We start from the raw sequence: 19362 nt of genomic DNA, 5'->3' as shown, positions 1-19362 counted from the left end.
GGAGGTAGACATGAAATTTCTGATCTTTCTCGGCTCGACACGCGACAGCCAGCCGCCCAAGCCACCCCGGGTCGGCGAGCGCGTAGCCCAGGCCTGCCGTCGCTACGTCGAGCTGGCGCATGCCGATCATGAGGTCGAGATCATCGACCCGCTCGACATCGATCTCGGCACGGTGTTCAAACCGCACTTCGCCTATGCCCAGCGCCAGGCGCCCGAGTCGCTGGACCAGCTCGCCGACAAGATTCGCCAGGCCGACGGCTACATCATGGTCAGCCCCGAATACAACCACGGCATGAGTCCTGCCCTCGCGCATCTGCTCAATCATTTCGGCAGCTCGCTGTTCGCCTACAAGCCCAGCCTGATCGTGACCTATTCCGGCGGCCAATGGGGTGGCGTTCGCGCGGCAGTGGCCATGCGCAGCTTTCTTTCCGAACTGGGTTGTCTACCGGTGTCCGCGATGCTGCATATTCCCAAGGCGGGCGAGGTATTCCAGGCGGACGGCACGCCGGCACTCGAGCAGGACACCGAACGCTGGAAAGGGTATTTCGGACGCGCCACGACCCAGCTTTTATGGTGGGCCGAAGCGGCCCATGCACAGCGCGAGGCGGTGGACCCGCATGCCATCATCGAAAACTTCACGCGGACGCCGGCTCAGCGCAACGCTCCCGACGAGGGACATTGATCGCCGTACGTCAGTCGCATGAAGCAGCAGTTCAGCAGCGCCCCGTGTCGTCAGGCAAGCGGCACTGCTCAGGCTGGTCATCGCAGCAATGTGCGGTCAAGTAATCAACCAGCCCGCGCATGTGCGAGAAATCGGCACGGTAATGCACATGGCGGCCATGCGATTCGCCATGCACCAGGCCGGCATGGGACAACTCCTTGAGATGAAAGGAGAGCGTCGAGGGCGATACTTCCAGCGCCTCGGCGATATCGCCGGCAAAGGCACCGTCGGGGCCGACACCGACCAGATAACGGAAAATCGCCAGGCGCGTGCGCTGCGCCAGCGCCGAGAGCGCCTTGAGCGCGTCGTTGGTTTCCATGATTGCACAACAATTGAAGTGACGTTGATCCCCGACTATCCCATACAGGAGGCCCCCATGCACGATCTTCCCAATCTTGAGGACACGCACTTCGCCGTACCCTCCACCGAGCACTTGTTCGATACACCGCCCAGTACGCAGGCGCCGCGCATCCTGATGCTTTACGGGTCATTGCGTGAACGCTCGTTCAGCCGCCTGGTCAGCGAGGAAGCCGCCCGTTTGCTGCGCGCCATGGGCGCCGACGTACGGCTATTCGATCCACGCGATCTACCACTTCCCGACAGCGAGGATGCCACGCATCCCAAGGTGCAGGAGTTGCGCGATCTGGCGCAGTGGTCGGAAGGCATGGTGTGGTGCTCACCGGAACGTCACGGCTCGATGAGCGCCATCATGAAGGCACAGATCGACTGGATTCCGCTTTCGCTCGGGGGCGTACGCCCAACACAGGGCAAGACCCTGGCGGTAATGCAGGTGTGTGGCGGCTCGCAGTCCTTCAATACCGTCAATCAATTGCGCGTGCTCGGTCGCTGGATGCGTATGCTCACCATCCCCAATCAGTCCTCGGTGCCCAAGGCATTCCTGGAATTCGACGACGCAGACCGCATGCAGCCCTCGCCGCTTTACGACCGCATCGTCGATGTCATGGAGGAGTTGATGAAATTCACGCTGCTGGTGCGTGACCGCAGTGACTACCTGACCGACCGCTATTCCGAACGCAAGGAAAGTGCCGAACAGGTCTCGCAACGGGTCAATCAACGCGCCATGTGACTTCACGAATGCCAAGGCAGCGTCTTTCATCAAACTGACACACATTGGCATTACATTATTTTTACCATATCTATTGAAAGGACGACCCCATGGCCAAACAACGCGTCCTGTTTCTGTGTAATGCCAACTCCGCCCGCTCGCTCATGGCCGAGGCACTGCTGCGCCATATGGCCGGACAGCATTTCGAGGCCTATAGCGCCGGTGTCGAACCGGACCAGCCCCATCGCGCGACGCTGGAAGCGCTCGATCGACTCGGCGTGAATAGCGATGGACTGGCCAGCGAGCCGCTGGAGACGTATGCGGGACAATACTTCGACAGCGTGATCATCCTCTGCGAGAAAACTCAGCAACAGTGTCGCGAATGGCCCGGCGATGCCGGGGAGCTGCTGTTCTGGGATATCCTCGATCCACGACTTAGCGCTCGCGAAGATGCCTACGCCCAGGCACTGCAGGAGATTCGCACCCGGCTTCAGCTATGGCTCAACGTCAAGCGACGGGAAACGTGAAGGCTCGGACGATTAACTCCCGGGCCAGCCATGTATACGCGTAACTCACATTGCTATCCTTTCCCTGCGTATAGGGAATCCTTCATCCTTCCACGACAAGGAGACACCCGATGACACTGCGTATCGGCATCAACGGATTCGGCCGCATCGGCCGTCTTACCCTGCGTGCCTTGTGGGCTGCGCGCCAGACGCAGTCTCTGGAAATAACGCGTATCAACGATCCCGGCGGCGATGCCGAGACGTTCGCGCACTTGCTGGAATTCGATTCTGTTCATGGTCACTGGGCACCGGGACAGGGCCTCGAGGCACGCGAAGACGCGCTGCTCATCGATGGTGTGACCGTCCCCTTCAGCGCCAACCGAGGCTTCGCGGACAGCGATTGGTCGGAATGCGATGTGGTGATCGACGCCTCGGGCGTCGTCAAGAAGAGCGCGCAATTGTCGCCGTACTTCGATCAGGGCGTGAAGCGCGTGGTCGTTTCCGCACCGCTCAAGGACGACGACGTACTCAACGTGATTATGGGCGTCAACGATGGCGACTACGACCCCGACACGCATCGCGTCGTCACCGCCACGAGCTGCACCACCAATTGCCTCGCCCCGGCGGTCAAGGTCATCCACGAAACGTTCGGCATTCGCCATGGCTCGATGACCACGGTGCACGACATCACCAATACCCAGACGATCCTCGACGCGCCGCACAAGGATCTGCGTCGCGCTCGCGCCTGCGGCATGAGCCTGATTCCCACGACAACCGGCTCGGCCAAGGCAATCACCGAGATATTTCCCGAGCTCGAAGGCAAGCTGAACGGCCATGCCGTGCGCGTGCCACTGGCCAACGCCTCGCTCACTGATATGGTCTTCGAAGTCGAACGCGCTACCAGCGTCGAGGAGGTCAACGCCGCCCTGGAAAACGCCGCCAATGGCGAACTGGCCGGTATCCTGGGATTCGAGACCCGGCCGCTGGTGTCCATCGATTACCGCACCGATCCGCGCAGTTCGATCATCGATGCGCCCTCGACGATGGTGATCAACCACACGCAGGTGAAGCTCTACGCCTGGTACGACAACGAATGGGGCTACGCCAATCGCACCGCCGAGCTCACCCTGAAAGTCGGTCACGCCTAGGACAATGATGATGACGGCCATCGAACGCTTACGCGCCCTTCCCTTCGAGATCCGCCAGTACTTGCTGGTGACGGGCAACTATTGGGCGTTCACGCTGACCGACGGCGCACTGCGCATGCTGGTGGTGCTGCATTTCCATCAGTTGGGTTACTCGCCGCTGGAAATCGCCCTGCTGTTCCTGTTCTACGAAGCCTTCGGCGTGGTCACCAACTTCGTCGGCGGCTGGCTCGGCGCGCGCCTCGGCCTCAATCGCACCATGAATCTGGGCCTGGGGCTACAACTGATCGCGCTGGGCATGCTGCTGGTGCCGGCGACGGCATTGACCGTGCCTTGGGTAATGGCCGCCCAGGCAATATCCGGGATTGCCAAGGACCTCAACAAGATGAGCGCCAAGAGCGCCGTCAAGGTACTGGTGCCTTCTGACGATGCCAACGCGCAAGGCGCGCTGTATCGCTGGGTGGCGATCCTCACTGGTTCCAAAAACGCGCTCAAAGGTGCCGGGTTCTTTCTTGGCGGGCTGCTGCTGACCCTGATCGGATTCCAGGGCGCGATACTCGCCATGTGGCTGATGCTCGTCGTCGTGCTGGGCTTGTCGCTATGGCGTTTGCGCGCCGATCTTGGGCGCCAGAAAGCCAAGCCCAAGTTCCGCGAGGTATTTTCCACGTCACGTGCCGTCAACGTGCTCGCCGCAGCTCGCCTGTGCCTATTCGCGTCTCGCGACATCTGGTTCGTGGTAGCGCTGCCGGTGTTTCTCTATGACCAGCATGGCTGGAACTTCTGGAGCGTCGGCATTCTCATGGCCGTGTGGGTCATCGGCTATGGCGGCATTCAAACCCAGGCGCCGCGCATCACCCGGTTGCTCCACGGCGATACGCGCACCATCACCGCCGGCTGGGCATTGGCGCTGGCGCTGCTACCGGCAGTGCTCGCCTTGACACCTCTGGATGCCACCGCACTGTGGCTGGTGATGGGCTTACTGGCCTTCGGGGCGATCTTTGCCATCAATTCCAGCTGGCATAGCTACTTGATCGTGCGTTTCGCGCGCGCCGAGGGCGTGTCGATGGACGTCGGCTTCTACTACATGGCCAACGCCATGGGGCGCCTCATCGGCACCGTGTTATCCGGTTGGGTTTACCAGGAGTATGGCTTGGCAGCATGCCTAGGGTTCTCTGCCGCCCTGGTCCTGGCAAGCGCCCTGCTGGCGCTGGGCCTACCGAGACAGGCCCAGTAACGCCGCGTTGATTGTCTCCCGTCAGCGACAAGCGGCGGGAGATATCCTAGCCGCACGCTCGGTTTTCTGCTAAAGTCTTATGCCTTTAGTTCGCTCCTTAGACGAAAGGCTAAGGCTCAAACGCCCAGCAGCGATATACTTGAGCGCAAAAAACGCCCAAGTATCGAGCCTGTAGCAGCCTCACTACCAACTAATGTCCAAGGGATTATTCTTGCTTATGCATTTGATGGCATCGACAGGTCGCCAACGCGGTCTTACTCCCCCCTAGCTTTACGCTTTCTGGCGCGCTTTCCACATTGAAAGCGTCAACGCCAACCGCACTTCAGCTTTCTTGCTGAAGCGCGACGTTTCCGAAAATAGAAAACTGACGCAACATGCGCCTTTTTGATGTGCGACAACGCATGCAAAACGGTTGCGTTTGCGAGACTGGCAAAAGGCTCGCTCTCCATACGATGAGCCTCGCGGAGCCGCCTCACGACCCCGCACAAGGACCCCTTCATGCTTCGTTCATTCCGCCAGGCATGGCTATCCAACATTCGACTTGACCTGCTCTCGGGCATTGTCGTCGCCCTGGCTCTAATTCCCGAGGCCATCGCGTTCTCGATCATTGCCGGCCTCGACCCCAAGGTCGGACTCTACGCGTCTTTCTCGATCTGTGTCATCACCGCCATCGTCGGTGGGCGTTCAGGTATGATTTCCGGCGCCACCGGGGCCATGGCACTGCTCATGGTCACACTGGTCGCCGAGCACGGCCTGCAATACCTGCTCGTCGCGACCCTGCTTACTGGCGTGCTGCAGATCGTTGCCGGCTACCTGAAGCTCGGCGGCCTGATGCGTTTCGTCTCACGCTCCGTGGTCACGGGCTTCGTCAACGCCCTGGCGATATTGATCTTCCTGGCGCAACTGCCGGAGCTTACCGGTGTCACCTGGCACGTCTATGCGATGACGATTGCGGGGCTGGGGATCATCTATCTATTCCCTTATATTCCCGTCATCGGGCGTATCCTGCCATCCCCTCTGATCTGCATCGTGGTGCTGACAGCCGTTTACATGATCAGCGGCCTGGATATTCGTACGGTCGGTGACATGGGCGAACTTCCCGATACGCTACCGGTCTTCCTGTGGCCGGACGTCCCCCTCAATCTGGAAACGCTGCTGATCGTACTGCCCTACTCGGTCATGCTGACCGTGGTCGGGCTGATGGAATCGATGATGACGGCTACCATCGTCGACGATCTGACCGACACCCCCAGCGACAAGAACCGAGAGTGCAAGGGCCAGGGTATCGCCAACATCGGCTCAGGCCTGCTGGGCGGCATGGCAGGCTGCGCGATGATCGGTCAGGCGGTGATCAACATCAAATCGGGCGGTCGCACACGGCTCTCGACCTTCAGCGCCGGGATTTTCTTGCTGCTGATGGTCGTCTTCCTCGCTGACTGGGTCTCCCAGATTCCCATGGCGGCGCTCGTGGCAGTGATGATCATGGTCGCCATCGGGACCTTCAGTTGGGAGTCGCTACGCGATCTCAGGCATCACCCCATGAGCACCAATATCGTCATGCTCTCAACCGTGATCGTGGTCGTCGCCACGCATAACCTGGCGATCGGGGTCTTCGTCGGTGTGCTGCTCGCCGCGCTGTTCTTCGCCAACAAGGTCGGTCAGGTGCTATACGTCGGCAGTGAGATGGAAGACGAACAGACACGCGTCTATCGTGTGGTAGGACAGGTCTTCTTCACCTCGGCGGATCGTTTCGTGGATTCCTTCGATTTCAAGGAGACGGTCGAGCACGTGCGCATCGATCTCAGCCGCGCCCACTTCTGGGACATTACCGCCATTGGTGCGCTGGACAAGGTGGTCATCAAATTCCGCCGTGAAGGGACCGACGTCGAAATGATCGGACTCAACGAAGCCAGCGCCACCCTTGTGGACCGCTTCGCCGTGCACGACAAGCCCGATGCCGTCGAAAAGCTGATGGGCCATTGAGGATGAGCGCAAAGTGCGCTGCGACGAATGATTGACTCAAGGTATCGATGTCATTAGGTAGCGTGCAAACAGACCTGATGACGTATAATGGACGGATACCGTCGATACCATCACGAAAAATTCAAAACAGACTCCCGGCTCAGCACCGGGAGCATGAGCAAGAGGACATCAGTAGTGAACGCTCCACTCAAGGAAACCACCACTTCTACTCAAGCGCTTGAGCAGCACAAGAGTTACCGCTTCGTCGCCGATCTTCTAGCTCGCGCCGATATCCAGATCAACGGGTCACGCCCGTGGGACATGCAGGTGCATTCATCCGAAGTCTTCGACCGTGCACTTGCCGAGGGCAATCTCGGACTCGGCGAAGCGTACATGGCCGGACTATGGGACGCCGAGCGCCTCGACGAGTTCTTCACCCGCCTGCTGCGCGCCAATATCGATAAGGCCGTGCAGCCGTCCAAGCTAATATTCCACGCCCTGCGTGCCAAGTTCACCAACCTGCAGAGCGTCAAACGTGCCTGGAAGGTCGGTGAAGCGCACTACGACTTGGGCAATGACTTCTACGCGAGCATGCTCGACAAGCGCATGACCTATACCTGCGGGTACTGGCACGACGCCGAGACCCTGGATGCTGCTCAGGAGGCCAAGCTCGATCTGATCTGCCGCAAGCTGGATCTCAAGCCCGGCATGCGCGTGTTGGATATCGGCTGTGGCTGGGGCAGCTTCATGGCCTATGCCGCCGAGCACTATGGGGTAGAATGCGTTGGGCTCACCATCTCGCGCGAGCAGGCCGACTACGGGAAATCCTTGATGAAGAAGGGACTTCCCGTGGAATTTCGGCTTCAAGACTACCGCGAGACCAACGAGGAGTTCGACGCCATCGTCAGCATCGGCATGTTCGAGCATGTCGGCCGCAAGAATCACCGCGAATACATGGAAGTCGCCCATCGTTGCCTCAAGGAAGGCGGCCTCTTCCTGCTCCACACTATCGGCAAGAACGTCCGTGAAAGCACGCCGGATGCGTGGATCGACAAGTACATCTTCCCCAACGGCGACCTCCCCTCCATCGGCCAGATGGGCGATGCTGCAGGCGGACTCTTCGTGACCGAGGATCTGCACAACTTCGGCGCCGACTACGACAAGACCTTGATGGCCTGGTGGGAGAATTTCGAAGCACACTGGCCGCAATTCAAGGAACGCTACGGCAACGAGTTCTACCGCATGTGGCGTTATTACCTACTGTCATGTGCCGCCGCCTTCCGGGCGCGCGACATTCAGCTATGGCAGTGGGTCCTCGCCAAGCCCGGCGTACCCGGCGGCTATTCACGCATCACGAACTGATCCTTCAACTCACTGGAAAGGAATCGTAGTGGGCTATAGACGCATCATCGCTCAGCATTACGGTATTCTGGCGATCGGCTTTCTCGCCGCATTTTCCGGCAATCTCGGGCAAACCTTTCTGGTGGGCTTCTTCCAGCCAGCGATTTCCGCAAGCTTTTCGCTGACCAGTGGCCAGTTCGGTATTGCCTACTCGCTGGTCACCTTGATCTCGGGCTGCCTGATTTTCTTCATCGGTCCCAAGCTGGATTGGTGGCCGGCACGGCGTTTCGCTACCTTCGTCGTGTGCGGGATGGCGCTGGGAATCCTGCTGCTGACGCTCTCGCCCTGGGCCGTCTTGGCCCTGATGGGTTTCGGACTCATCCGCTTTTGCGGCCAGGGGATGTTCGTACATATGGGCACCACTATCGCGGCGCGACGCATCGTGCAAGCCCGCGGTAGTGCCCTGGCGCTGGTGACGTTGGCCATCCCGCTAGGCGAGGCCATTCTGCCCAGCGGCATCGCGAGCGCTCTGCACGTGTGGTCCTGGCGGGAAATCTGGTGGGGCGCATTGGCAGTATTATTGCTCGTATGGATACCGGCGCTGCTGTTCTATCGCAATTGGCCGCCGCCCAGCCAAAAACGCCCCAGCAAAAGCGACACTTCGCAGAAGAACCCTTCGACGCCGACACCCAGGCCATTACGCGAAGCACGCTTCTGGCGCTTGAGCTTGATGATGCTGTCCGTCGCCATCGTCAATACCGGCATTTTCGTCTTTCAGGCGGACATGATCGATGAATTCAACGCCACGCCCTCGACCTTCGCCATTGGTTTCGCCCTGGCGGCCGCAGGACGTGTCGCCGGCTCACTTGTCGCCGGGCGCATGGTCGACCGCCTGGGGCCGGCGCTGATGGGCCGACTCTATCTGTTGCCCCTACTCGCGGGACTCGTCCTGGCAGTGATCCTGCAAAACGAATGGGGCATATTGGCTTACATGCTGCTTTCCGGGATCGTGACAGGCATGCAGGAACCCACTGTCACCAGCCTGCTCATCCAGTTCTGGGGTAGCGAGCATCTCGGGCGTTTGCGCTCGATTTTCGTGGCGGGCATGGTGTTCTCCTCAGGCCTCGCCCCCGCGACATTCGGGCTACTACTCGACGCAGGCATCACGTTCACCAGCATTCTCATGCTGATGATTGCCATGGTGATTATCGGGTTTGTACTCGCCTGGGGCCCACTCACACAAAGTTTACACGCGCAACGCAACAACTGAAGGAGGCGCGGACATGAACCATCCCGATCTCGACATGGCAACGGTACGTCAGCAGCTCGAGGAAAAGCGTCAGCGCCTCGTCGAGGAGAGTCAGGAAACCGCCCAGAGCCGGGAGGTCGTCGAACTCGATCAAACCGCCAACGGGCGCCTGACGCGCATGGATGCCATGCAGTCTCAAGCCATGGCCAAGGCGACCCAGCAGCGCCGCGAGGCGAGTATTCGCTTCATCGACCTTGCCCTCAAACGCATCGACGACCAGAGCTACGGCGAATGCATCGAATGTGGCGAACTCATCGCCCCTCAACGCCTGGCACTGGACTATGCGACCTTGAAATGCATCGAGTGCGCACAGTAAGCGCGCCATTATCTGCAACCTCTTGAGGCATCAAACACTACCTGTCTGGTAGCCCTGTCGCCCTCTTTCTTGTCCCTCCATCGCATCACAAAAAAGGGCGCCGAAGCGCCCCAAGAAAATCGCTGGTTTGTCACCATCAGCCATAGCGGCCGGTGATATAGTCTTCCGCCTTTTTGGTATGCGGGTTGGCGAACATCTGCTTGGTGGCGTTGTATTCGATCATATCACCAAGATGGAAAAACGCCGTGTAATCCGCCACGCGCGCCGCCTGCTGCATATTGTGAGTGACGGTCACGATGGTGAAGTCCTTCTTGAGCTTATCCATCAAGTCTTCGATCGTTGCCGTGGAAATCGGATCGAGCGCCGAGGTCGGTTCATCCATCAGAATTATGTCGGGTCGTACGGCAATCGCCCGCGCGATGCATAGGCGCTGCTGCTGACCGCCGGAGAGCGAAGTTCCCGGCTCGTGTAGCTTGTCCTTGACCTCGCTCCAAAGCCCCGCATCGCGCAACGCACGCTCCACCAGTTCGTCCTGGTCGGCCTTGCGGCTGACCATGTCGTGCATGCGCGGCGCATACGCGACATTTTCATAGATCGACTTGGGAAACGGGTTGGGTTTCTGGAACACCATGCCCACCCGTCGGCGGAGTGCCACTTCATCCATGCCCCGGGCGTTGACGTCGTGGCCATCCATTTCCACCAACCCCTTGATGCGCACGCTGCTGATCAAATCGTTCATGCGATTGAGACAACGCAAGAAGGTGGACTTGCCGCAGCCCGACGGACCGATCAACGCCGTGACGGTATTGGCAAAGATATCGATGCTGATGTCATTCAGCGCCTGGTGCTCGCCATACCACAGGCTGAGATCGCGCACGCGTACGCTGAGATTTTCCTCGATGCTTTCGTTGCGTGTTACCGGTTGCCCCTTGTCGGGTGTCGGCGCGTCGCTGTAATGGCGCACGGCTTCTTCGGATGCCGTGGACGAATCTTGCTGGGTCTGAAAGTTTTGCAGGGTCGTGTCGTTCATGGCGATGTGTCCTGTCGGAAGTCGTTTACCAGCGACGTTCGAATTTGTTGCGTAACCATACGGCGAGCGCATTGAGGAAGATCAGCACCGCCAGAAGCACCAATATGCCGCCCGCCGTCTTCTCGGCGAAAGCGCTATTCGGTTCACTGGCCCAGGTGAATATCTGTGCCGGCATGACCGTCGAGGCGCCCGTGATCGAGAACGAAGCATCGGGAATGAAGGCCACCATACCCACGATGATCAGCGGTGCGGTCTCGCCCATGGCCTGCGCCAGGCCGATGATAGAGCCCGTCAGAATGCCCGGCAGCGACACCGGCAGCACGTGATCGCGCACCACTTGCCAGCGTGAACACCCCACGCCAAAGGCCGCATGACGAATACTATCCGGCACGCTGCGAAGCGCCGCGCGCGTCGAGATGATGATCACCGGCAGCGTCATCAGTGCCAGGGTCAAACCGCCGACCAGCGGCGAGGAACGCGGTACCCCGAAGAAGCTGATATAAATTGCCAACCCCAGCAGGCCGAACAAGATGGAGGGAACGGCCGCCAGATTGTTGATATTGATCTCGATAATTTGGGTCAGCTTGTTATCGGGGGCGAATTCCTCGAGATAGACAGCCGTCATCACGCCGATCGGAAAGCATACCGCCATGGTGACCAGCATCGTCATCACCGTCCCGATGGCTGCCGATGCAATCCCCGCCATCTCCGGCATCTTGGAATCGCCGGTGGTGAAGAAGGTGGTATTGAACTTCAGATCCGCGCGCCCCTCCTCGACCAGATTCTCCAGCGTTTCCTTGTCGGCGGGACGCAAGCGATCCTCATTGCCCTTGAGATACTGATCGACACGGCTATCGGCGATGACCCACTGGGTCTGCGTGGTGCCCATCAACGCTGGGTTGTCTTCCATCTTGCGCGGCAAGGGGCGGAAAAAACCGCGCGAGATCAGCGGGCGCACATCTTCATCGACAGCGGCCAACGGCAACTTCTGGGACTGCTCGTCGTAGCTGACCTCGACCTGTATCTGCGCTTGCTGGAAAGCGGGCCACCCCCGCACCACCATGTCGGAAATGAAGACCACCAGAAACGCCGCCGATAGAATCAAGGCGCCCATGGTCATCCACTTCATCCGCGCCGAACGCCGATGGCGCTTCTTGAGCTGCGCGGAAATTTCTTCGAACGATTGGCTCATGCTCTCGACCTATCGGATTACAGGTTGTTGACGCGATACTTCTCGCGGAAGCGGCGAATCATGAATACCGACACCACATTCAGCGTCAGCGTCACGATGAAAAGCACCAGCCCCAGGGCAAAGGCCGAGAGTGTCTGTGCGCTTTCGAATTCCTGGTCGCCGGTCAGCGCCGCCACGATACTCACCGTCACGGTCGTCATATCTTCGAGGGGATTGGCGGTCAGGTTGGGACGCATACCAGCCGCCATGACCACGATCATGGTTTCCCCCAACGCCCGCGAAACGGCCAGTAGCGATGCCGAGATGATCCCCGGCGCAGCGGCGGGTACCACCACGTTGCGTACCATTTCACTCTTGGTGATCCCCAGCGCCAAGGCGCCTTCGCGCAGACTATTGGGTACCGAGTTGATGACATCGTCGGAAAGCGAGGAAATGAACGGGATGATCATGATGCCCATCACCAGGCCCGGCGCCAGCGCGTTGGAGTAAGAGGCGTCGAGGCCGAACAGTCCGGCGATATCCACCACTAGCGGGGCCACGGTCAAGGCCGCGAACACGCCATAGACAACGGTGGGGATTCCCGCCAATACCTCGATGACCGGCTTGGCCGCCTTGCGTACGCGCATGGGGGCGAATTCCACCATGTAGATGGCTGCGCCCAGGCCGAACGGAATCGCCACCAACATGGCGATCAAGGTAATCATGAAGGTGCCGGCAAACAGCGGAATCGAGCCGAACTGTGCGGCACTGCCACCCTCCGCGCGCCCCGCCGCACTCAGGAAACTCGCGCCCGGATTCCAGGTAGTGCCGGTAACGAAGTCCCAGAAGCTGTGCAATTGGAAGAAGCGTAGCGCTTCGCTGATGATCGACAGCAAAATGCCCAGTGTGGTGAGAATCGAGATCATCGCCGCGACGGCCAGCAGCTTACGAATCACCCCTTCGATCGCGCGTCGGGCATGGAACTCGGGGCGAACCTTATTCAACCCCATGATCAGGCCAATCAAGGCAATGACCAGGCTAGCCGCCAACAGATAAAACGTGGGGATCTCCGCGCCCATGAGTAACAGGGCAAACGCCCCCAGGGCGCTGACCAGAAGCGCCGGCCCGGCGGTAGCGAGTGCCGCAAACCAGGCATATTGATCCGGCTGTGCATGCATGGCCATGCCCGTGGCCCGCACGCGCGTGGCCTTGGCACGGCTCAGGACGAAAGCGATTCCTCCCATCACTACGAGCACGGCGCAGAACAGCAGGAAGACGATATTCATCGGCATATCGGTCTCTCAGGATAACGTTGCTCCCAGAGGGAGGCTTCAGGCTCTAACGGGACGTCAAGCAAAGGGGCCGGCAGCGTCAGCTGCCGGCCACTTCATCTAGCTACTCACGTCCTTACTGCAGGTCGCTGAGCTCGAGAGTCTCGCGGTTCTCGACGGCCTGGCGAGACGCTTCACGCTCATCGTCGGGCAAGGCAATCAAGCCGAGGCCGGGCAGGTAGCCCATCGGGCTGACCATCTGCTCGCTCATGAACATTTCCGCGTAGGGATACATGGCCGGCACGTTATCGGCATGCTGATTCTTGAGATAGAAGAACATGGAACGTGCCACCGGATAGTCGCCCGAGCTAATGTTATCGGGATTCGGCTCGACGCCATCAATAGTCGACCCGATCAAGCTATCGGCGTTTTCTTCAAGGAAGGAGTAACCGAAGACGCCGAAGGCCGTGGTATTTTCCTGCAAGCGCTGGACGATCAGGTTGTCATTTTCGCCTGCATCGATCCAGGCGCCATCCTGACGAATATCGGTATAACCTTCATCGCCGTAGATATCGAAGTTTTCGGAACCGGCTTCCATCACCAGCTCTTCGAAGGAGTCCCGCGTACCGGAGGTCGTCGGCGGCCCGTAGACTTCAATTTCACGATCCGGCAGCGAGGAGTCGATATCGCTCCATTTTTCGTAGGGGTTGTCGACCAGCTTTCCGTCCTGTGGCACCTGGGCCGCCAAGGCAAGGAAGATCTGCTCACGCGTCAGCGCTACGGCATCGTTGGCATCGGACTCGGCGACCGCAATGCCGTCATAGCCGATCTTGACCTCGGTAATATCAGTCACGCCGTTTTCCTGGCAACGCTCGAACTCGGAGGCCTTCATGCGGCGCGAAGCATTCGTGACATCCGCTGTATCCATGCCCGGACCTTCACAAAACAGCTTAATGCCGCCACCCGAGCCCGTGGATTCGATGACCGGCGTCGGATAATCGGTGGTCGCGCCGAACTCCTCGACGACGTAGCTGGCGAACGGATAGACGGTGCTGGACCCGACGATGCGTAGCTGCTCGCGAGTGTCGTTCTGCGCTTGAGCAGCGCCCGCGACGCTCATCACGGCAGCGGTCAATGCGGTGGTCTTGAGGATACGGTTCATGCAGGTAACTCCTGTCGATGAGAGTGTTCAACCTTCGCGACACCTAAGATGCCTAATGAAGATGACAGCTTCATGACAGGAAATGACGAATATCACATGAGCCGTGCCGGCAGCTCGACACGCGCTACCACTGCACTTATGCGTCGAATTAAAGCGGCAACGCCTAGCGCTCGGTGGCCACTTCCGTTTCCGCCCCCAGCGCTCGACCGGCCAGCAAGCGCAAACCGATATTGCCCAGCAACGAGGCACCGAGCATCGTCAACACCGTCGGCCAGGCACTGGCGATTTCGAAAGCCCCCACCAGCATGCCGGCGAACGCGCCGCTGGAAAATTGCAGGCACCCCTGCAGGGCCGTCGCCGTGGCACTCATTCTGGGAAAATGATCGAGCATCGAGGACATTGCGTTGGGCGCGATCAGACCCTGCATACCCACGAAGATAACCATCAGCGGCGCCACGCTGTAGATCGAATCCAGCCCCGAGAGAATCAACGCCACCAGAGCCACGCCGGCACATAGCTGGAGACCCAACCCGACAACGAGGTTCTGCTGCGGTGTGCGAGTCTTCAAGAGATGAATATTGAGCCGGTTGGAAGACGCCATGACCAGAATATTGGCCCCGAACACGAACGGGTAGACGGCCGCTGATAATCCATAATGCTCCATGTACAGATACGGCGAGCCGGTGATGAACGCGAACATGCCCGCGAATGACATCGACACCGCACAGATATACCCCATCGCCTCGCGATGGCGAAGCACACTGGCATAGTTGCCCAGCACCTGGCGTGGCGACGGCGCGTCGGGGTCACGCCCGTGGGTCTCAGGAAGCTTGGTGCCAAGAAAAAACAACAGGAATGCAGCGTACAAGGCCAGGAACAGGAAGATCGACTGCCAGTTGAAGATCCCCAGCAGCACGCTCCCCACTGTAGGCGCTACCAGCGGTGCCAGCATCAGAATCATCGCCATGGTCGACATCACCTTGGCGGCCTCACGCCCGCTGAAACAGTCACGCACGATAGCCGCCGAGTTGACCACACAGGCGCCGCCGCCCAGTGCCTGAACGAACCGCAAGCCCCACAGCGTCTCCAGAGACGAGACCTGCATGATCCCCAGGCTAGCGATCAGAAACACGACCAGGCCGGTCAACAGCACCGGGCGCCGACCCAAGCGATCCGATAGCGGCCCACACAGCAGTTGCCCAATGGCGAACCCGAAAAGGAACACGCTCAGCGACAGCTCAGTATGGTGAACGCTGGCGTTCACGGCCTCGGCAAGCGTGGGCATAGCAGGCAAGTAGGCATCGATGGCAAAAGGCGCCAGGGCAGTGTTGGCCGCCACCAGCAAGGCCAATCGCCGCGCATTGAGTTGAGTCACGACATCTCCCGAAAAACGTACGTCGATGCACCGACGCCCTGGAGGCTCGGCACACGATAATAAAGAAGGCTAACGGCTAGTGTGCTCATCATAGCCGATAACGGTCGCACTGGGGACCGAACATTAGCGTCAGTGACGGGATATCACGGCGATGACATCATAGGAGGGCGGCACCAAGCGTGCGTCAGCGGTGCGCCTTGGAACAATCCTCGTCGGATTTCTGCTCTTCGAGCAGGTCGACCAGCGGCTGGAACTCGTCGCGATTATGATCGCTCATGCGCATGAGGATACGGTGGGCTTCGAGGATGCGTTGCTGCATGTCATCCGCGTCGGCACTTACCTGCGGCAACTCATCGAGGCTCGCCGGCTCGGTCAACGGTGACTCCAGCAAGGTGAAGTAATGCGAAAACCCCATGACATCGAGCATACGGCGCACGTCGGGATGCTCGGCGACGATGGTCGGCGGTTGTTCGAGCCGCCCCTGAACGGCCATGGCCACCTTGGCCAGAAAGCCGAGTGCCGTGGAGTCGACATTCGTCGCCTCGCGCAGGTCGATCATCACCGCGACGAGGCCCGGGCTCTCGGCCACGCGCTGTGCCTGCTGATCGAGCGTCGCGCATAGCGTCAGACGCACGTCACCACTGAGCTTGAGCACGAACACACCGGCGTCGAACGCCGCCTGAATACGCCCTTCATGCATGGTCGAATCCACTCAAAGTCATGATGGTGAGATCATCCGGCAATTCATCGCCCAGAACGAGCCCATCTTTCAACGCGTCCACCGACGTACTAGAGGCAATCCGGCGCTTCAGTGCCTCGAGACGCTGATCGAGAGTATCGCCGCTCAGGCATTCCAAGATGCCATCGGAACAAAGCCAAAGGCGGAATCGTTCCGGCAATGTACAGCCATAGGTGGGGAACTCGACATGAGGAAACAACCCCACCGGCGGCCCCTCGCCTTCGAGCACGCTGACGTCGCGATCCACTTGCAAAAAGGGCATCGGCATCTGCGCGCCGAGCGAATAGTGGAGATAGCGTTGCTCGTGGTCAAGCACCCCGGCAAACACCGTGGCATGCTTACCGATACCCGTCTCCAACAGCTCTCGATTGAGCTCCGTCAGGCAGCGCGCGGGGAAGGTCTCCGCCGCCTCTTGCCGCCACTGCGTCAGCCAGCGATTGCTGAGATACTTGAGCAGTACGGTCACGAAGGCCGACGACGCTCCGTGCCCCGAGACATCGACGAAATAAAAGAAACTGTAGCGCGCATCGCAACGCTGAAAGTCGAGAAAGTCGCCCGACAGGTAAAGCGACGGTGCCAGCCAGTAATCGGCCTTCACGCCATGCCGCGTTATCGGACTGGCGGGCAGCAGCTTGCGCTGGATCTGCCAGCCGGCCTGTTGATCGAGCCGCAACATGGCCAAATGGGTTTCCAGGCTTTCGTTGAGCTCGGCCAGACGCTGGCGGTCGCGGGCATGTTCCTGAGCAAGGCGATGATGGGCGATGGAGCGCTCGATCAAGCGACGCAAGATATCGCCATGGCACTCCGGTTCGACCAGGTAATCGACCAATCCGGCATCGACGGCCTGCAGCAGATCGCCATCGAGGCGCGTCTCGCTGATGACGATGGTCGGCCAGCGCGCGGCCAACGTGGCCCAGTCATCCCGTGCGACCACTCGCACATGGGCGACCACCAAGGCAACGTCCTCGGGTAACGCGTCTACGGATGCCGTCGCCAATACGGCAAAGTGCCCGCTTCCAATGAGACGCGCCAACGCATCGCGCGATGCGCCGGGCGTGTCGAGCAGACCGATCAAAGTACGTGCGTTGGCCATGCGGGGCCTCGGGATCAATCGGCGAAGGCGTCTTCGTCGTATTCGAAATCGTCGCCGAAATCACCGCTGGCAAAGGGATCCTCTCCCGATTCACCATCGTTGATCTCGTAGCGCCGGTTCTGGAGATACGCATCACGGATGAAGCTGTAACGATCGCCACTAATCAACTCTTCGCGGTCGAGAAGTCCCGCTCGCGTATCGATGAGGTCGACGAAACGCAAACCATAACGCACCGAATCTTCTTCGACATAGGTCACCGGGTCGGTATACCAATCCACGGGTAATCCCGAAGTATGGCGCAGCGTACGGCCGCCCAGCACGGGCAAGACCACGTAAGGCCCTTCGCCGACGCCCCAGGTGGCCAATGTCTGGCCAAAGTCTTCCTCGCGCTCGACAAGCCCCATGCGTGAGGCCGGGTCGAGAACGCCGCCGATCCCGAGGATGGAATTGACCACGAAACGCCCGGACGCCATACCGGCATTGGCCCATTTCCACTGCAATACGCTATTGACCGTGGTGCCAATCTCTCCCAGGTTGCTGAAGAAATTGCCGACCCCCGACTGAACAGGCTCGGGGGTGACATAGTCATATCCTTGAGCGACGGGTTTCAACGCATAGCGATCCAGCGTGTCGTTGAAAGCGAACACCTTACGGTTATACCCCTCCCAAGGATCGTCGGGATTGGCGTCCGTCTGGCCCTGCGTCGCGCAGCCGCTGACTGCCGTCGCCATGCATGCCACAGCCAGCCACTTGGTCGTTTTCATCAAGCCTTCACCTTGCGTAATAGTATATTGCCCGCACTGTAGCCCGCTCCGAACGAACAGACCACCCCCACATCGCCCACAGCCAGATTGTCGCGATGCAGATGAAAGGCGATGATCGAACCGGCGGAACTGGTGTTGGCATAGCGGTCGAGAATCACCGGCGCCTCACTTTCATCGGGGTCGCGCCCCAGCACGCGCCGGGCGATCAGATCATTCATATGACGATTGGCCTGGTGCAGCCACAACCGCTTGAGATCGCTGGGTGCCACATTCTGCTCCTCGAGGTGCGCACCGATCAACTCGGCCACCAGCGGACATACTTCCTTGAAGACCCGGCGCCCGTCCTGCATGAACAGCTTGTCGGCGACGAACGCCGGCTCGGCATCGATCCCATGCTCCGTCACTCGGTCGAGAAAGCCGAAATTGTTGCGGATCGCATTCGAGAAACGCGTCACCAGGCGCGTGCTCATGACCTCGAAGCGCTCCTCCGCTTGCGCCACATCATCGGCCTCTAACACCACTGCCGTGCACGCATCGCCGAAGATGAAGTGACTGTCGCGGTCGCGGAAATTGAGATGCGCCGAGCAGATCTCCGGGTTCACTATCAAGACGCGTTGGGCACTACCGGCCCGAATCGCATTGTTGGCCACATCGATGGCGAAGGTCGCACTGGAACACGCCACGTTCATGTCGAAGGCATGTCCCCCGGCGCCCAATGCTGCCTGCAGTTCCACGGCAATGGCCGGATACGCCCGCTGCAGGTTGGAGCATGCCACGATCACCATATCCAGGCCATCGGGCGTGACGGTAGCATTGGACAGCGCCTGGTGCGCCGCTGCCAAACCCATCTCGGCCTGCACGCAGAGCGCGTCATTGCCGCGTGGCGCCAATTGTGGGCGCATGCGGTCGGGATCGAGAATCCCCGCCGCCTCGACCACGTAGCGACTATGAATTCCCGAGGCCTTGACGATGAACTCACTGCTCGAATGCTCGAGTGGCTGGCGATGTCCGTCACGAATCGCCTCGTGGTGGCGCGCGTTTTCGCGATCCACCCAGGCATTGAACGAGGCCACCAACGTTGCGTTGTCGATGGCGTTGGGGGGCGTATAGAGCCCCGTTCCGGTGATGACCGCATGCGTCATGAGCGTGCTCCCAGG

The 19362-nt window shown here is 59.9% G+C and carries 19 protein-coding genes; 9 read left to right on the top strand and 10 right to left on the bottom strand.

Annotated elements, in window-relative coordinates; translation table 11 throughout:
* Positions 1-10: 10 nt before the first annotated feature.
* Entirely contained in the window at positions 11-682 is a 672-nt protein-coding gene (locus tag L1071_RS04675; protein ID WP_246969299.1) for an NADPH-dependent FMN reductase, read from the top strand.
* 31 nt (positions 683-713) lie between these two features.
* Here the strand turns inward: L1071_RS04675 and L1071_RS04670 are convergent, their stop codons facing one another.
* A complete protein-coding gene (locus L1071_RS04670; protein WP_246969296.1) occupies positions 714-1040 on the bottom strand; it encodes an ArsR/SmtB family transcription factor in 327 nt (108 codons plus the stop codon).
* Between the two features lie 57 nt (positions 1041-1097).
* Between L1071_RS04670 and arsH the strand changes: the two genes are divergently transcribed.
* From arsH to L1071_RS04630, 8 genes are all read left to right on the top strand, one after another.
* Entirely contained in the window at positions 1098-1808 is a 711-nt protein-coding gene (arsH, locus tag L1071_RS04665) for an arsenical resistance protein ArsH (protein ID WP_246969293.1), read from the top strand.
* An 89-nt stretch (positions 1809-1897) separates the two neighbouring features.
* Positions 1898-2314 carry an arsenate reductase ArsC gene (locus tag L1071_RS04660; RefSeq protein WP_246969290.1) on the top strand — a complete coding sequence of 139 codons (417 nt, stop codon included), beginning with the start codon at positions 1898-1900 and terminating at the stop codon, positions 2312-2314.
* A gap of 110 nt (positions 2315-2424) precedes the next feature.
* Entirely contained in the window at positions 2425-3441 is a 1017-nt protein-coding gene (locus L1071_RS04655) for an ArsJ-associated glyceraldehyde-3-phosphate dehydrogenase (RefSeq protein WP_246969287.1), read from the top strand.
* Positions 3442-3451: 10 nt separating this feature from the next.
* Positions 3452-4672 carry an organoarsenical effux MFS transporter ArsJ gene (gene arsJ, locus L1071_RS04650; protein WP_246969284.1) on the top strand — a complete coding sequence of 407 codons (1221 nt, stop codon included), beginning with the start codon at positions 3452-3454 and terminating at the stop codon, positions 4670-4672.
* A 498-nt stretch (positions 4673-5170) separates the two neighbouring features.
* A complete protein-coding gene (locus tag L1071_RS04645; RefSeq protein WP_246969281.1) occupies positions 5171-6655 on the top strand; it encodes a SulP family inorganic anion transporter in 1485 nt (494 codons plus the stop codon).
* A 174-nt stretch (positions 6656-6829) separates the two neighbouring features.
* On the top strand, positions 6830-7996 hold the full coding sequence (gene cfa / locus L1071_RS04640) for a cyclopropane fatty acyl phospholipid synthase (RefSeq protein WP_246896556.1): 1167 nt from the start codon (positions 6830-6832) through the stop codon (positions 7994-7996).
* Between the two features lie 28 nt (positions 7997-8024).
* Positions 8025-9245: an MFS transporter gene (locus L1071_RS04635; RefSeq protein ID WP_246969278.1), complete on the top strand. Its 1221-nt coding sequence runs from the start codon at positions 8025-8027 to the stop codon at positions 9243-9245.
* A 13-nt stretch (positions 9246-9258) separates the two neighbouring features.
* Positions 9259-9600, top strand: coding sequence for a TraR/DksA family transcriptional regulator (locus tag L1071_RS04630; protein ID WP_246969275.1), 342 nt, complete (start codon positions 9259-9261; stop codon positions 9598-9600).
* Between the two features lie 136 nt (positions 9601-9736).
* On the opposite strand, the gene pstB is transcribed toward L1071_RS04630, so the two are convergent.
* From pstB to L1071_RS04585, 9 genes are all read right to left on the bottom strand, one after another.
* Positions 9737-10630 (bottom strand): phosphate ABC transporter ATP-binding protein PstB, encoded by an 894-nt coding sequence (gene pstB / locus L1071_RS04625; RefSeq protein WP_246969272.1) that lies wholly within the window; start codon positions 10628-10630, stop codon positions 9737-9739.
* 25 nt (positions 10631-10655) lie between these two features.
* A complete protein-coding gene (pstA, locus tag L1071_RS04620; protein ID WP_246969269.1) occupies positions 10656-11822 on the bottom strand; it encodes a phosphate ABC transporter permease PstA in 1167 nt (388 codons plus the stop codon).
* 17 nt (positions 11823-11839) lie between these two features.
* Complete coding sequence (gene pstC / locus L1071_RS04615; RefSeq protein WP_246969266.1) at positions 11840-13093, bottom strand: phosphate ABC transporter permease subunit PstC; 1254 nt, start codon at positions 13091-13093, stop codon at positions 11840-11842.
* A gap of 115 nt (positions 13094-13208) precedes the next feature.
* Positions 13209-14234, bottom strand: coding sequence for a substrate-binding domain-containing protein (locus L1071_RS04610; protein WP_246969263.1), 1026 nt, complete (start codon positions 14232-14234; stop codon positions 13209-13211).
* 163 nt (positions 14235-14397) lie between these two features.
* Positions 14398-15609: a Bcr/CflA family multidrug efflux MFS transporter gene (locus L1071_RS04605; protein WP_246969260.1), complete on the bottom strand. Its 1212-nt coding sequence runs from the start codon at positions 15607-15609 to the stop codon at positions 14398-14400.
* Positions 15610-15793: 184 nt separating this feature from the next.
* Positions 15794-16309 (bottom strand): STAS domain-containing protein, encoded by a 516-nt coding sequence (locus L1071_RS04600; protein ID WP_246969257.1) that lies wholly within the window; start codon positions 16307-16309, stop codon positions 15794-15796.
* A complete protein-coding gene (locus L1071_RS04595) occupies positions 16302-17441 on the bottom strand; it encodes a PP2C family protein-serine/threonine phosphatase (RefSeq protein WP_246969255.1) in 1140 nt (379 codons plus the stop codon). The genes L1071_RS04600 and L1071_RS04595 overlap by 8 nt, the downstream gene beginning before the upstream one ends.
* 14 nt (positions 17442-17455) lie before the next feature.
* Positions 17456-18205 (bottom strand): MlaA family lipoprotein, encoded by a 750-nt coding sequence (locus L1071_RS04590; protein ID WP_246969253.1) that lies wholly within the window; start codon positions 18203-18205, stop codon positions 17456-17458.
* On the bottom strand, positions 18205-19347 hold the full coding sequence (locus L1071_RS04585) for a beta-ketoacyl-ACP synthase III (RefSeq protein WP_246969251.1): 1143 nt from the start codon (positions 19345-19347) through the stop codon (positions 18205-18207). Before L1071_RS04585 ends, L1071_RS04590 begins: the two co-directional genes overlap by 1 nt.
* Positions 19348-19362: the final 15 nt, after the last annotated feature.

It is taken from the genome of Chromohalobacter sarecensis (assembly GCF_023061135.1).
Classification (GTDB): domain Bacteria; phylum Pseudomonadota; class Gammaproteobacteria; order Pseudomonadales; family Halomonadaceae; genus Chromohalobacter; species Chromohalobacter sarecensis.
This window is presented reverse-complemented; position numbering and strand designations above follow the sequence as displayed.

Bases quoted from the DNA above. Each gene is read 5' to 3' on its own strand.
- arsJ (WP_246969284.1), top strand. From the start codon at position 3,452: ATGACGGCCATCGAACGCTTACGCGCCCTTCCCTTCGAGATCCGCCAG.
- pstB (WP_246969272.1), bottom strand. From the start codon at position 10,630: ATGAACGACACGACCCTGCAAAACTTTCAGACCCAGCAAGATTCGTCC.
- L1071_RS04590 (WP_246969253.1), bottom strand. From the start codon at position 18,205: ATGAAAACGACCAAGTGGCTGGCTGTGGCATGCATGGCGACGGCAGTC.
- L1071_RS04630 (WP_246969275.1), top strand. From the start codon at position 9,259: ATGAACCATCCCGATCTCGACATGGCAACGGTACGTCAGCAGCTCGAG.
- L1071_RS04660 (WP_246969290.1), top strand. From the start codon at position 1,898: ATGGCCAAACAACGCGTCCTGTTTCTGTGTAATGCCAACTCCGCCCGC.
- L1071_RS04610 (WP_246969263.1), bottom strand. From the start codon at position 14,234: ATGAACCGTATCCTCAAGACCACCGCATTGACCGCTGCCGTGATGAGC.
- L1071_RS04585 (WP_246969251.1), bottom strand. From the start codon at position 19,347: ATGACGCATGCGGTCATCACCGGAACGGGGCTCTATACGCCCCCCAAC.
- L1071_RS04670 (WP_246969296.1), bottom strand. From the start codon at position 1,040: ATGGAAACCAACGACGCGCTCAAGGCGCTCTCGGCGCTGGCGCAGCGC.
- pstA (WP_246969269.1), bottom strand. From the start codon at position 11,822: ATGAGCCAATCGTTCGAAGAAATTTCCGCGCAGCTCAAGAAGCGCCAT.
- L1071_RS04600 (WP_246969257.1), bottom strand. From the start codon at position 16,309: ATGCATGAAGGGCGTATTCAGGCGGCGTTCGACGCCGGTGTGTTCGTG.
- L1071_RS04595 (WP_246969255.1), bottom strand. From the start codon at position 17,441: ATGGCCAACGCACGTACTTTGATCGGTCTGCTCGACACGCCCGGCGCA.
- pstC (WP_246969266.1), bottom strand. From the start codon at position 13,093: ATGCCGATGAATATCGTCTTCCTGCTGTTCTGCGCCGTGCTCGTAGTG.
- arsH (WP_246969293.1), top strand. From the start codon at position 1,098: ATGCACGATCTTCCCAATCTTGAGGACACGCACTTCGCCGTACCCTCC.
- L1071_RS04645 (WP_246969281.1), top strand. From the start codon at position 5,171: ATGCTTCGTTCATTCCGCCAGGCATGGCTATCCAACATTCGACTTGAC.
- L1071_RS04675 (WP_246969299.1), top strand. From the start codon at position 11: ATGAAATTTCTGATCTTTCTCGGCTCGACACGCGACAGCCAGCCGCCC.
- L1071_RS04655 (WP_246969287.1), top strand. From the start codon at position 2,425: ATGACACTGCGTATCGGCATCAACGGATTCGGCCGCATCGGCCGTCTT.